At 55.8% G+C, this 14,161-nt stretch carries 11 protein-coding genes; 7 read left to right on the top strand and 4 right to left on the bottom strand.

All coding sequences use genetic code 11. From position 1 onward, the window contains the following. Positions 1-628 precede the first annotated feature (628 nt). Complete coding sequence (locus tag ABYW01_RS04495) at positions 629-1,279, bottom strand: GntR family transcriptional regulator (RefSeq protein ID WP_370280452.1); 651 nt, start codon at positions 1,277-1,279, stop codon at positions 629-631. A gap of 152 nt (positions 1,280-1,431) precedes the next feature. On the opposite strand from ABYW01_RS04495, the gene ABYW01_RS04490 reads away from it, so the two are divergent. Continuing rightward, complete coding sequence (locus ABYW01_RS04490; RefSeq protein ID WP_372831322.1) at positions 1,432-1,926, top strand: hypothetical protein; 495 nt, start codon at positions 1,432-1,434, stop codon at positions 1,924-1,926. Next, positions 1,923-2,720 (top strand): hypothetical protein, encoded by a 798-nt coding sequence (locus ABYW01_RS04485; protein ID WP_370280454.1) that lies wholly within the window; start codon positions 1,923-1,925, stop codon positions 2,718-2,720. Before ABYW01_RS04490 ends, ABYW01_RS04485 begins: the two co-directional genes overlap by 4 nt. 364 nt (positions 2,721-3,084) lie before the next feature. On the opposite strand, the gene fecE is transcribed toward ABYW01_RS04485, so the two are convergent. The 3 genes from fecE to ABYW01_RS04470 are packed head-to-tail and all read right to left on the bottom strand — an operon-like array spanning position 3,085 to position 5,788. Further along, positions 3,085-3,858: a Fe(3+) dicitrate ABC transporter ATP-binding protein FecE gene (fecE, locus tag ABYW01_RS04480; protein WP_370280455.1), complete on the bottom strand. Its 774-nt coding sequence runs from the start codon at positions 3,856-3,858 to the stop codon at positions 3,085-3,087. Then, a complete protein-coding gene (locus ABYW01_RS04475; RefSeq protein WP_370280456.1) occupies positions 3,858-4,796 on the bottom strand; it encodes an iron chelate uptake ABC transporter family permease subunit in 939 nt (312 codons plus the stop codon). The genes fecE and ABYW01_RS04475 overlap by 1 nt, the downstream gene beginning before the upstream one ends. After that, positions 4,796-5,788 (bottom strand): FecCD family ABC transporter permease, encoded by a 993-nt coding sequence (locus ABYW01_RS04470; protein ID WP_370280457.1) that lies wholly within the window; start codon positions 5,786-5,788, stop codon positions 4,796-4,798. The genes ABYW01_RS04475 and ABYW01_RS04470 overlap by 1 nt, the downstream gene beginning before the upstream one ends. 359 nt (positions 5,789-6,147) lie before the next feature. On the opposite strand from ABYW01_RS04470, the gene ABYW01_RS04465 reads away from it, so the two are divergent. From ABYW01_RS04465 to ABYW01_RS04445, 5 genes are all read left to right on the top strand, one after another. Further along, positions 6,148-7,053 carry a Fe(3+) dicitrate ABC transporter substrate-binding protein gene (locus ABYW01_RS04465; RefSeq protein ID WP_372831321.1) on the top strand — a complete coding sequence of 302 codons (906 nt, stop codon included), beginning with the start codon at positions 6,148-6,150 and terminating at the stop codon, positions 7,051-7,053. 246 nt (positions 7,054-7,299) lie between these two features. After that, positions 7,300-9,183, top strand: coding sequence for an IucA/IucC family protein (locus ABYW01_RS04460; RefSeq protein WP_370280459.1), 1,884 nt, complete (start codon positions 7,300-7,302; stop codon positions 9,181-9,183). Continuing rightward, positions 9,173-10,405, top strand: a complete 1,233-nt coding sequence (locus ABYW01_RS04455; RefSeq protein WP_372831320.1) for an MFS transporter — start codon at positions 9,173-9,175, stop codon at positions 10,403-10,405. Before ABYW01_RS04460 ends, ABYW01_RS04455 begins: the two co-directional genes overlap by 11 nt. Then, on the top strand, positions 10,389-11,720 hold the full coding sequence (locus tag ABYW01_RS04450; RefSeq protein WP_372831319.1) for an alanine racemase: 1,332 nt from the start codon (positions 10,389-10,391) through the stop codon (positions 11,718-11,720). The genes ABYW01_RS04455 and ABYW01_RS04450 overlap by 17 nt, the downstream gene beginning before the upstream one ends. After that, positions 11,702-13,810 (top strand): TonB-dependent receptor family protein, encoded by a 2,109-nt coding sequence (locus tag ABYW01_RS04445; protein WP_372831318.1) that lies wholly within the window; start codon positions 11,702-11,704, stop codon positions 13,808-13,810. Before ABYW01_RS04450 ends, ABYW01_RS04445 begins: the two co-directional genes overlap by 19 nt. Positions 13,811-14,161 lie beyond the last annotated feature (351 nt).

Below are 14,161 nucleotides of genomic sequence, written 5' to 3'. Positions count from 1 at the left end.
GCGGATGGTCATTGTGTTTAGATCCCCTGGTGGTTATGGCATCAGCACCTTGATTGCTGATAGCTCTTCGTTACACGGGTGTCCTGATTGTGCCGCTGTGGGGGCGCAGGCGCTTGCATGTCACTTCATGACATTTTCTGAATCTGGTCATGCTATGTGGGGCGCATCATAAAGGTAAATTGGCGCCAATACAATCAAATAATAATGATTGTCATTTGGTTTTGTATTTAGCTATACCGGATTCTTTTCTGGCTTGAATAGTGGGCTATAAAAAACATTGTGAGCCGACTTTTAACGCCGTATTAGCCTGTACAGTAATTTTGCGATGTCCATTGATATGGGGGGGGGCGAATAAGCGGCTGCAAAAGTGAGTTGTATGCAGGAGAGGTATAGCTGAAATGTGGCGGTACAAATCCAGGCAGCCCTATGTGCCGGTCTTCTCCGTGGCCGAATGGATTTATAGCCAGGGTGCTGCAAATGCAAGTAATCATCGGTGAAGATCAATCAGTTGCAAATACTGATAATATTTGTTCTTATTGGCGCCAATGTTGGTCTGGGTGACTCAGACCTCGTTGCGCTTTTAAGTAGCTTGGCTGTGTAAGACTCGCAACGGCTGCTTGGGGCCGGCCTACAGGCCTTGATAACCTTCTCGCCAGCGATTCAGGTGTAGATGGATAAGTGACTGTAGGCGAACGATGTTGCGTTCATGGAGGGCGGTGACCATATCGAAGTGGTCCTGGCTGCTGGCTGCGATGGTCGAACGTTTGCTCCAGCCTTGGTTTGCACTGCCGACGCCGCGCTCACGCATTTCATCAATCATGTTGGAGAGGTAGTGGTTATTGCAGTAGCTGTAAAAGGAGCGATGAAACTCAAAGTTCTGCTCCATCATCTGCTCCAGGTCCTCTTTTTTCATGGCGGTGTGAAATCCTTCTGCCAGGTCTTGCAGCTGCTGTATGCCGGCGTCGTCAATATTAGCCATGACCTTAAGTGCCACTGCGCTTTCCAGCAATTCACGAGCTTCTGTAATCGCGATACGTTCTTGCACGGAATACTCGATAACACGGTAGCCTTTATAAGGGACATGCTGAAGAAAACCGCTGCTGCTGAGTTCGGTAAACGCAGAGCGCACAGTAAAGCGATTTACGTTGAACGTGTTTTCGATATCGATCTGTCTGAGCCACTCGCCAGGAAGGTATGCACCGGTACCTATTTTCTGTTTTAGCTGGCTGATAAGTTCTTTGGTGGCTTGGTCGGTAAGCAGTTTGTTCTTGGTGCTCATTATTCATCCTTGCAAACTCGAATGCAGGCAATGTTACACGCTAACAGCCATGAAATCAGAAAAAACAGTCTGTTTTTGGTGCCAATTATGCGGTGAAGTGGGGCCTGAAAAACGAAATAATTGCAAGTATTGAACCCCCGGATAAAAAGTGGATGGACAGAGCAGGATTGTTAACTATTGGGCTTTTCACTTGCTGGTTAGCGGTGACGGTTCAGGCAGCAGCCATCACTGATAATCGTGTGGTGACAGTGGAGGTGTCTGACGGGGCAAGCCGAGCTGTGGCGATCTCCACCTTTGGCCCCGATCTGCTGGTTGATGAGCCCACTACCTCTCTGGGCAGGGGGCATCAACTGGAAGTACTCGAGATTTTATCCCACCTTAATCGCGAACAGGGCTTGACCGCTGTCATGTCGCTGCATGATCTTAATTTAGCAGTGCAGTACTCGGATTGTGTGGTTGTCATGCAGAAGGGACAATTGATTGCGCAGGGGGAGCCAGCGCAGGTCATTATACCTGTGTCGCTTGGGTGGGTATTTAACGTGCGGGCACAGGTTATCCCGCAGGATAATGGAAAGCCCTTCTGCATTGCTCAGGGGCCGCTGTCGGCATCGGAGTTGGTGCTTTCCAACGGAAAGGAAGTCATGTGAGAGAGATTCAGCTACGTTATCATCAGGGACGTATACCGTTCACCGCCTGTCAGGCTGATCCACGGTTTTCCTATTGTCTTTATGTTCCGCAAATCCAGCCTAAGCAGCCTGGCACCGCCCTGCCATTGGTTGTGGTGATCCATGGTTCCAGTCGTACAGCGGAGAGTTACCGTGACCGCTTTATCGAATTCGCAGAGCAGTACAGCTGTATTGTGCTGGTGCCGTTGTTTCCCGTCGGAATCCTGGCTCCGGGTGATGCAGACAGTTACAAAATGCAGTGTCCCAGCAGCGTACGGTATGACCTGATATTGCTTGCTATGGTTGATGAAGTCAGTGCCAACTACGCAGTGTTACCGGGTCTGTTTCTGCATGGCTTTTCGGGGGGCGCCCAGTTTGCACACCGTTTTTTTTATTTGCATCCCCAGCGACTGAAAGCGCTTTCAATCGCGGCTCCAGGCCAGGTGACCTTACTGGATGAGCAGTATTCCTGGGGGCGGGGGATTGCCGATTTTGAGCAGTGTTTTGGGCGTGCCGTGTGTTATAGCAGCATGCGGCAGGTACCGGTTCAGATGGTGATTGGAGGGGAGGATAACGAGCTGATCATGGATGACTATGTCACACCCGATGGCCGGATGCGCAGTCGCCAGCAACGATTACATGCGTTACATCGGAACTTCAGTGAGCAGGGGATTGCGGTTCAGTTCGTTACGGTGCCCGGTGTTGAGCATGATGGCTATTCGTTATTGGCGGAGAGTCAGCGCTTCTTGGCGGGCTTAATTGCGCAACATCGGTAGGTGGCGCATTTGTATTTTGCGCATCGGTACCCCCAGGTTGTCTTGTCCGGTAACGCTGAGTTTGACATGGTGAACCAAACGAGATCGTCAGGAACCGTATAAGGCGTTGTAATCGTTTCCAAAGCGACTTGCACACCAAGCCATTACGGCGCGGTCTAGAGTATATTTGGCTGTACCAATACGACCATACTTGGCTCCATAAACAGGTTCCACATGGTAAGGACACAGTCATGATCTGCTGCCATTTCGCTCGTATGATGGGCGAACACAAGATGCGCATTGCCAACTGCCAAGGATGATTTGGGACGCGTGGGCACCAGAGTGGCGGATCGTGGATGTAGGAAAATCCGGGATTTATCCCCGTTTAATCCAGCGCGACCAAGGTCGGGCTGCCGGAGACCGGATCCCGGTGGATCTCCGCCTGTACATCAAACACGGAGCTTACCAACTGCGGGGTGAAAATATCGGCGGGGGCACCCTGGGACTGAAGTTGGCCGTGTTGTAGTACCACCAGTTCGTCGCAGTAACGGCAGGCCTGGTTCAGATCATGCAGTACCACCACAATGGTTTTACCGCTGTCGTTCAGGCGCCGCATCATCTGCAAGAGTTCGATCTGGTGATTTATGTCCAGCCAGGTGGTGGGTTCGTCCAGCAGCACCAGGTCGGTCTGCTGGGCGAGGATCATCGCAATCCAGGCGCGTTGACGCTGACCACCGGACAAAGCAGTAGCGGGCCGGTCTGCCAGTTCGGCCAAACCGACCTGATTCAGAGCGTCGGTGACGATCTGCTCATCGTTGCTCGACAGTCGACCCCAGCGTCCACACCAGGGCGCACGTCCGTAACCGACCAGATCCCGGATACTGACTCCTTCCGGCGTGATGGGTGATTGTGGCAGCAGCGCCAGCTGTTGTGAGATGGTGCGACTGTCTTGTTTGTGGATATCTTGGCTCTTAAGCCTCACCCGTCCCTTCTGTGGCGTCAGCACGCGGGCGATGGTTTTCAACAGTGTCGACTTACCGCAACCGTTGGGGCCGATCAGCGCGGTAATCCTGCCAGCACTAATCTCCAGATCCAGATTGTCGATCACCGTGCGCTTACCGTAGCTCAAACGCAGGCCCTCTATATTCAGATAACTCATCACCAGCCCCTGTATCTCAACAGTAGGAATATAAAGTAAGGTGCACCGATTATTGCGGTCAGCACCCCGGCGGGTAGCTCAATGGGTGGCGTCAGGGTGCGGGCGGTAATATCTGCCAACAGCAGCAGGGCTGCACCCAGCAGGGCCGCAGTTGGCATCAGCAATAAGTGACGGCCACCAACCAGCAGGCGGGCCAAGTGGGGGGCAACCAGACCGATAAAGCTGATGGCACCGCACACGGCGACGCTGACGGCCGCTAGTGTGACTGCCAGGATCAGGGCCAACAGGCGTACACGTTTTACATCAGTGCCTAGGCACTGTGCGCTTTCATCCCCCAGAGCCAACAGGTCTAGCTTCAGACTCAGGGTGAATGCAGCCGGCAGTAGTACCAGCAGCCAGGGCAGCAGGATCCAGACATGGGACCAGCCTCGCCCCCAGAGACTACCAGTAAGCCAGACCAGGGCCGCGTTGATTTGCTGGGGCTGACTGCTCAGCAGCCAGTCGACCAGTGCTCCAAACCAGAAGCTGAGCGCGATCCCCACCAGTACCAAGCGGGTTGGATTCAGCTTACTGTCCCCTGCCAGCCAGAGCAGAATCAGCAGGCTTACAAGTCCGCCAACAATCGCGGCAGGGATCAGCCAGGCGTGGGCCAGCTGTGGGAATAACAGCAGGGTTGCAGTCGCCGCCAAGCTGGCACCCGCCGTGACACCGATCAGGTCCGGTGACGCCAGCGGGTTGCGAATCACGCCCTGTGTGAGCGCCCCAGCAACCCCTAAGGCGGATCCGGCCAGTATGGCGATCACGACGCGCGACAGGCGGAGGTCCTGCATCACCCACGCGCGTGTCATCGCCTGTTCCAAACTCAGGGTGCCAAGCAGAACACCGGCAACCGCCATCAACAGCAGGCCGACCGCAATCATGCCTATACGCAGTGCCATCAGGTGGTCTCCTGTTGCTGGCGTGACAGCCAGACAAAAAAGGGTGCGCCCAGCAGAGCCAGAACTAAGCCGACTGGGGTTTCTGAAGGGTACTGCAGCAACCGGGACAGATAATCAGCCCAGCATAGTAAGGCGGCGCCCAGTAGCCCCGTGACAGGCAGCAGAATACGATGATCCTGACCCACCAGAAGACGGGCCAGGTGCGGTACCATCAATCCGATAAAGGCGATAGGGCCACTTACCGCGACTGCCGATCCCGCCAGCAACACCACCACTGCCGACGCGTGCAGCCTCACACGGGCGGGTGAACCGCCAAGGCTTGCAGCGGTTTCATCGCCCAACGCCAGCAAATTCAGCTTTGGACCGAGAGTAAATGCCGCCACGGTGCCGAGTAACGCAGCGGGCCAGAGTTGCTGCCAGTGACCCCAATCCGTATCGGCCAGTGACCCTGCGAGCCAGGCAACCACCGACTGGGCTTGTTCGTCGAGGATCAATAGGGTTCGGGTTAGTGCCAGAAACAGTGCATTAACCGCAATCCCGGCCAGAACCAAGCGGGTTGGGTGTAAACGGCCGGTGCCCCCGCCGCCCAAAAGGAATACGGCTGCACCCGCTAGCAGTGCGCCAAATGTGGTCTGCAGCAATGGCATGTTGGATATCAGAGGGAGGTTTAGCGTCTGGCCGACAACCAGCAGGCAGGCAGCGCCGGTATTGATGCCGAATAAGGCCGGGGATGCTAGCGGATTGCGTGTGATCCCCTGCATCAGGGCTCCGGCGATGGCAAGAGTGGCCCCGACGGTGGCCGCGATCAACACCCGTGGTAGGCGTAGGCTTAGCAGCAGTTCCGTTGCCAAAGTCTGGCTACCCGCCAATGCCTGCCAGAGGTGCGTTGGTTGCAGGTTAAAGGTGGAGCCACCGAGCAGTGCCATCATAAACCCGCAGGTCAACAGCAATAGCAGCGCGACAGATAACAACGGTGATGTCCGGAAAATCATTGACCTGATCCCTGCAGAAAGTCCTAAAAACTAAATACACACCCGTTAATCTGTGTCCCAAAGATTGAGCGTAGCGCCAAATCACGTAAAAGTGCTGGTATCTACTTTGCAAGCTGAAACAGCCAATGACGACGGTGCGCTCAGAGTGCCTATTGTATGCGTATATCGGAAAACAATACCGATGCAGTATGGCCATTATAAGATCTTGATAAGCGTTATGATAATGATTTGTATTTACTGCGACAAGGTTATTCTGGATACTTTAGCTCGAGTGGAACTAGTGTGGCTGATGGTAGGCAGAGTGGAGTGTTACAGAGACGCGGTTCAGATCTATTCCTTGTGATGAGTGAGTGTGAGTGATGATGTTCTTTAGGTGGGCCTGTGGTTTGGTGGGGTTGGTGTTGTTTGGTGTTGTATATGCTCACCCCCAGTCGGATACCGGTCGGTACGAGACTCCTGATGCTAAGCCGTTACGTGTGGTGGTGCTAGAGTATTCTTTTCTGGATGCGGTCGTTCTGGCCGGTATCAGTCCAGTGGGTATCGCTGATGACCGGCGGGCACAAAGAATATTACCGGTTATACGCGCGCAACTGGGGCCGTATCAATCGGTGGGTTTACGGGGACAGCCGGATCTGGAAACCATCGCCAGTCTGCAACCAGATCTGATCATTGCAGACCGGTTCCGCCATCGGGCGATCTATGACAAGTTGCAAGCGATCGCGCCGACGCAGCTGCTACTCAGCTATGGCGCGGAATACGGCACGCTGCTGGAGGAGGCTCGAAAAATAGGCCGGGCGCTGGGGCGGGAAGCACGGGTTGAGCGGGCATTACACCAACATCAACTGACGATGGATCGCTATGCGGTGCAACTGCAACGGACAGTGAGAGACGAGCGCATGCTGTTTGCCGTCACCAGCCACAAAAGTGTCACCCTGCATGGCAGCCACGCCTTTGCCAGTGGGGTTTTGCGACGTCTGGGGCTCAATAATGCAGCCCCAAGCAATGATAATCGGGCCTATATCCCGGTCGGTTTGGAGCAACTCGCCGGTATTAATCCCGATTGGTTGCTACTGGGTGATTATGTATCCCGACAAGGCGGCTCCGATATCCTGAAGCGTTGGCGACAACACCCGGTCTGGGCGTACCTGACGGCAACAAAACGGCAACAGATCGTTCAGGTTGATCCCAACGCTTGGTCACTAGGACGTGGTATCCATGCTGCCGAATTGATCGCCTCTGATCTGTTGGTAGCCGTGCAGCATTAAATCCTGTCTCCTGATGTCGACCTACTGCCAGCCCCTATCCTGCTGAGCGCAGCGATATTTCCATGATTCGCATGATCTTATCGCGAAGCGCGCAAGGGAATTAATAATCAAACGCTACTGGTAATGCGAATTATTATCATATAGTATCCGACTCGGAATATGATCTTGTATCTTCCGGGGGGAGATCTTCCTGCCCCCGGGCAAGCTCATTACAAACTTATTCGTGTATCCAGGGAGAGTTGGCACATGGATCCGACCACCGCTCAGAACATCTACGATGTGAACAGTTTTCCGGCATTGCAGCGATTTCAGGCGCAGGCGACCAGCCAGTGTTTGCAGCAGTTGCTGCAGGCCGCGTTGAGAGAGCACATGCTCAGCTTTGTTGACCGTGGTACCGGCGAGCTGGTTGTACCGCTGTGGCGCAGCCGTGCCATGCTTCTGCTGAAAGGGATCCATCAGGTCTCGCTATGCCGTTTTGAGGGACTTGAAGGGATTGAGCTGATTGGGCATGAATCAGCTGAAAGCCGTGAACTGACCGATGTGCAGGAGCTGCTAGCGTTGCTAGCCGCAGAAACCGGAGCCAGCCCGGCCGATAAAGACTGGCGGGCTCTGAAAGAAGAGCTGAACAACGGCATCTTCAACAATGCCATGTGCCTGGCCTACCGTCGACGCTGGAACGATGAGCTTGCCCAGCAGGTCGAGCATGCGGGGCATGACAGTTTCTGGCAGTGGATTCGCGCCGGTGGCGTAGGCAGTGATCCGGCGTTGTTCTTCGAACAGTGGGCGGCGATTGGACACCCTTACCATCCCTGCTCCAAAACCAAGCTGGGTCTGAAGCCTGCCGAGGTCTTGCAGTACTCGCCGGAGTTTCGTGGCGGTGCAAGTGTACGCCTGGCTGCTGTACGACGCAGCCATCTCCATGTTCAGAACGGAAGGGAGATCACTGACACGGCGGAGAACTGGCTGACAGATCACTATCCGGCCTGGCTGGCGCAGTGGCACGCCGAGTTAACTCAGCGTGGTCTTGATGCTGATGAATATGCGCCGGTACCGGTCCACCACTGGCAGGCTGAGACGGTTATACCGCAACGCTTTGCCGCGGAACTAGCGGCTCAGCACATCTGTATGCTGGATGGTCCGGAGATGACCACCGGAGCGACCATGTCGTTCCGTACTATGGCGCCAATCGACCAACCAAAGGCGCCTCACATCAAGCTGCCGGTTGCGGTGCAGGCAACCAGTGCCGTGCGTACCGTATCGCCCGCGTCTGTACAGACCGGACCACAGATTACCGCGATTCTGCAGGCTATTTGTGCCCGTGATGAACATATCGGTTCTGCGTTGCAGGTGCTGCCTGAATCGGTAGGCATGCATCTGCGCCGCCCGGGTAGTGATGTGCATGATGACGATATGCGTTTTCTGTCGGCGTTGTTCAGGGGGAGCCCGGCAAGCCGCACAGGCACCGGAGAGATCGCACTGGCGGTGGCCGCCTTGTTCGTGGACAGCCCGGTGACACGACAGCCGCTACTGGCGGAGATTCTGGCAGCAGCCGGGGCTGCGGACAACGACACTATCGTGGCGTACTTTGCCGACTATACGGCGTGTGTACTGGCCGGGCATCTGGACCTGTTCCTGCGCTATGGTATCGCGCTGGAAGCCCATCAGCAGAACGCCGTGGCGGTATTTGATGAACAACATCGCCTGAAGCGGGTGCTGGCACGCGATTTCGGTGGTATCCGGATCCATGCTCCAACCCTGATGCAGCATGGATTCGAACTGAAAGCCTACCCGGGAGCGGTCACCGTCACCGACGACGCAGTGGAAGTTCGCAATAAGTTCCTGCATGCGGTATTGCAGGGACATCTGGGCGAAGTTGTACTGTGCCTGCATCGCACCTTCGGTATCGCCGAATCGACGTTATGGCGTTGTGTCGCGCAGGCAGTGGTTGAACGCTTCACCGTACTGCGACCACACGTACCATCGGACCGTTGGCAGGCGGAGTACCGGGCTATTCTGACCCAGGCGTGGCAACTGAAAGCGTTGACCCGGATGCGCCTGGACGAAACCTCGCATCACTACATTTACATCGATTTGCCGAATCCGTTGCAAGGGCTGCACGATGAAGGCTGACGCAGCCCGGCGCCGTTCCCTCTGGTTCCTGTGGGGTGGTCAGTGTCTTGCCATTGCCGCGATGGAAATGAGTGGACCGTTCTGGCCCCTCTTTCTGCGCCAGCAGGTGGGTTTGCACGGCGAGGCGCTAGTGTTGTGGAGTGCGGCGTTGATCGCCGCACCGATGATGACCGCCTTTGCCACCGCCGCGTTCTGGGGACGGGTGGGTGATCGGTACGGTCATAAATGGATGGTACTCAGGGCGCTGCTGGGTCTGGCACTCACACAGTGGCTGATCGCCCTGCAGGAGCTGCCCCTGTTGATTCTGTGTCTGCGCTTGCTGCAGGGTGCCTTGGCGGGTGTGATTGCTGCCGCTATGGCGTATGGCCTCCAGCTGTGCACCGCGCATACGCGCAGTCGCACTTTGGGATACCTCCAAAGCGCCACCGCTGCCGGTACCCTGATGGGACCCGTACTGGGGGGGCTGGTATCGGATCTGTGGAGTTATACGCAGATCTTTCAGGTGGCTGCTGCTGCATGCATAGGTGTTGCCCTGGTCATGCTTTTCACCCTGATTGACGACCGCAAACTGGCTTCGGCGAGAACCTTGTCGACCGAAGCGGGCACGCCCTCACTAGCCTGTACCAGAACTATTGTGCAGGGGCTGTTGCTGGCGTTGGTGCTCTCCCAGATTGCCCGCATGATGCCGCAGTCGTTCTTCGCCCTTTATGTGGAAGACAGTATGCCGGGAAGCAATATGCTGATCGGAGTGCTGTATGGCGCCAGTGGACTGGCGATGCTGATCACCGCACCCCTATGGGGGCGGCGGCTCGATGGGCAACACCGCGATGTGGTGCTGCTGCAGACCGCAGTACTGGCGATGTTCAGTGCAGCCCTGATGTTGCTGCACACCCTGGAGCAGAACTTATGGAGCCTGCTGGCCCTGCGTTTCGCCTGGGGCATCTGTCTGGCGGCGATGATGCCGTCCCTGTTTGGTTTGCTTAGCCAACTGCGTGCCACGTCCGGGCGCAGTGTGGGCACGGGACAGGCTGCGGTTAAGCTCGGCAACTTCAGCGGTTATCTGCTGGGTGGGCTGGTAGCGGCACTGCTCAGTTTTTCGCTGGCGTTCAGTGCGGTAGCGCTGACCTATCTGCTGCTGGCGCTGTGGTTATGGCGTCTCCGCCAGCACTCCCTTTCACAACCCGGAATGGAAAAAGAGACCGGCCATGTTACACCCGTTTGACGATATTTCACCGGCAGACGCGCGTGCCCTGGCACGTGATTTTGCCTCTCCTCTCTACCTGATTTGTGAGCGTACCCTGCGTGCACGTTTGATGGAACTTCAGACGGCACTGCAGCGGATGACCTCTAACGGTGTCATTGCTTACTCCTACAAGACCAACCCCTTACACGGTTTGATCAGTCTGTTACACCGCGATGGTGCTTGGGCTGAAGTGGTATCGGGGCACGAATACCAATTGGCACGCAGCCTGGGTGTGCCCGCCGGACAGATCGTGTTTAACGGTCCGGCGAAAAGCGATGATGATCTTGCCCAGGCCGTTGCCGACGGTTGCATGCTGAACGCCGATAACCTGGCAGAGTTGCAGCGCCTGGCAGCGCTGGGAACTGCACTCAATCGCCCGTTACCGGTCGGGATACGGTTGGTGGTGGAGCGGTGTGATGAAGCTTGGAGCCGGTTTGGGTTTGACTGGCATAGCGGCGAGGCGTGGCGTTGTATCGAATGGATCCATCGCCAGCCCGGCTTACGTCTGGCCGGTTTGCACTGTCATCTGGGGACCAATATCCGCGATCTGGAGCGATTTCGCCAGATGGGACAGACCTTGGCGGAAGTTGTTACCCAGCTGCGCCAGAAGTACGGCACGGAGTTGCAGTGGCTTGATATCGGTGGCGGACTGGCGGGCATCAGTCCCCGCTGGGATGAGCCTCGCAGCAGTGTTTATCCGCCGATGTCGGCCGAGTCCTACCTGCAAGCAGCGTTGCCGGCATTGCTGGCGGTTGCGCCCAACTGCCGCATTATTCTTGAACCGGGACGTACCCTGGTTGATGCCTGTGGCGGTTTGTTGATGTCAGTAATTGGCTCACGTGGTGAGCGTAGCTGGATCGTGGATGGTGGCATCAATGTATCACCCACGGTCCGTACCTATCGTCATCCGTTGCGTCTGGCCGCTGGTGGCAGCGCCGATGGCGAGACAGCTGTGACTCGCCTGCTGGGTAACTCCTGCATGAACCACGACTGCATCACCGATCAGGCACAGTTACCGCCGCTGCAGCAGGGGGACCTGCTGCTGATGCAAGGCCTGGGGGCCTACAACCTTTCCCGGACCGTGCCCTTTATCCACCTACGACCGGGTTGTGCACTCTGGCGAGGTGCTGGACAGGCAGCTGAATGGTTACGGCTGCCGGAGCAGTTTTCCGACAGTCAGCATCTGGAACGCATCCCAATACCGGCAGTGCGTACTTGTTCACCGAATTTCCCTGACGATCACACATTGAATACAGATACTAAACAGGAGGTTGAATGGCTACTGAAATCCTAACCCGCAAAGTTGGGTTGATTGTTGGCGCTGCGCCGCTGGCGATAGCGGTAACCGTCGCGACAGCGACAGCGGCGGAAACACCCGTCCCACAGGAAAACGACACGATGACAGTGGTCGGAAACTGGTTGGGCGATGCCGATCCGGAACTGGTGAAGGCCCATCCAGGAGCGCGCCATGTGGCACGCGAGCAGGAGATCAAGGAAAGCGGTGCGAATACCGTGGCTGAAGCATTGCGGCTGCTACCCGGCGTGCAGGTGCCGGAAAACAACGGCACCGGCAGCGGTGACTTCGCCCTCAATATCGGTCTGCGAGGTTTAGGTTCACGTTTGACGTCCCGTGCAACGGTTTTGCTTGATGGCGTGCCGCTGGCAAACGCACCCTATGGACAACCTCAGCTCTCGCTGGCACCGGTTAGCCTGGGGAACATTGAAGCGATCGATGTGGTCAAGGGAGGAAGTGCTGTCCGCTATGGACCGCAGAATATAGGTGGCGTGATTAACTTCATTACGCCGTCTATCCCGGACGAATTCGCCGGGCGTGTAGCGTTGCGCACCGAAGTGTCGACCGACAAGGGTGACGAAAGACGCCTGAACGGTAGTTTCAGTGTCGGCGGTAGCGCTGACAACGGTGCAGGTGTACTGCTGAGTTACAGCGGAGATCATGGAGATGGATTTCGCGACAACAACGAGCAGGATATCGACAACCTGCTGTTGAAATATACGGTTCCAGTGAATGACACGTCACGCATTGAGGGACGGGTTAACCTGTACGACGCAGAAGCGGTCCTGCCTGGCCCGTTGACCAGCACGGAGTTCGACGCGGATCCCTTCCAATCCACCCATTTACATGAACGTTTTGATGGTGATCGTCAGGAAGTGACCGCACGCTACATCAACGAGATTGATGCTTTGACTGATCTTGAGGTCGGTGTATTTGCCAGTGACAGCTTTCGTGAATTCACCCTGGCCAACGGCAACGATAGCAGCCTGACCCGGCTTGATCGTCTGCCGCGTGAGTATCAGGTATTCGGTTTCGAACCCCGCTTCTCGCGATTGAGTTTTGTCGGTGATAGCTCCCATGAGTGGTCTGTAGGCTATCGCTTTATCCGTGAAGAGAGCAACGAAAAGCGTTACCGCCGATCTGGGGCGGCCGGATTCGATCCGACCTCTGTGGCGGAGGTGCTCAACCGTAATACCGATGGCGAGACCGACGCTCATGCGTTGTACATCGACGACCGCATCACGCTGGGTGACTGGGAGCTGGTACCGGGGCTGCGTTACGAGAATATCTCAGTATCGCGTACCAATCTGCTTACCGATTTCACCGATGAAGAGGACTACAGTGAATGGCTGCCTTCCGTCAGCGCGAGCTATAACCTGAGTCCGCGTACCAAGCTGTATGCAAATGCCAACCGCTCGTTTGCCGCTGTAGGGCATCTGGCATTGTCTACATCCAGCGACTCTTCGCTCGAACCGGAGCGTTCCGACCTGTACGAACTGGGTGCACGCTACGAGTCCGGCCCGCTGGCATTAGACGGCACACTGTTCTACATCGACTTCGACAACCAGATTCAATATGACGCGAGTGTCGGCGCGAATGTGAATATCGGCTCAACTCGTCATCGAGGTCTGGAGCTGGCGCTAAATTACGACCTGTCCGATCTGCTCTTGTCGGGGTTATCCGTTGACGGTAGCTACGCCTATACCCAGGCACAACATACCAGTGGCGACAACAACGGCAACGACTTGCGTCTGTATTCACGACACACCGGCAGCGTGGGGGTGAACTACCGCCATGCTGACTGGCGTCTGAACCTGCGTAGTTTCGCCCAATCCTCCCAGTTTTCTGACGATGCCAACACCGAGGCAGCCAGTGCCGACGGCGCGGACGGCCGGATCCCGGGTTTCGCCCGCTGGCACCTGACCGCACAACGTGATCTGAAATTGGCGGGGCTGGATGCCAGCCTGAGTCTGGGTATCAAGAACCTGTTCGACAAGCGTTACTTTACCCGCGCCAGTATCGAGAACAACGGCGGGTTGTACGTGGGAGAACCACGCACGGCGTTTATCGAACTTGTAACCAACTTCTAAAAGGAGTTGATGCCAACCATCGCGTGCCTACCTGGCTGGTCAGGCACGCTCTTCCTACCAAAGCAAGGGCTAGAGTGCAGCCCAGATGGAACCTGTAGCATTTCCGATCAGAAGCTGGATGTAGGGAAATGAGGATCTGGCGTATGGATCTTAATAGGGGGGCAAACCCATTCTCCACCGATCCATATGTGAGAAATCACAGGATGATTTCAATATTTTTGTTTTGTTTGGTAAAATTAAGGGTTTTTTGTTATTATTTAAGATTTTTATAGGGATTTTTGTGAAGGATATGTTAAAAGTTTTTTGTCCATAAAATTGTCTGGACAAAATATCGGACATAAAAGATTTTTG

Source organism: Pontibacterium sp., assembly GCF_041587635.1.
Classification (GTDB): Bacteria; Pseudomonadota; Gammaproteobacteria; order Pseudomonadales; family Balneatricaceae; genus Pontibacterium.
The sequence above is the reverse complement of the archived record's forward strand: the minus strand, read 5'-3'. Positions and strand labels throughout refer to the sequence as shown.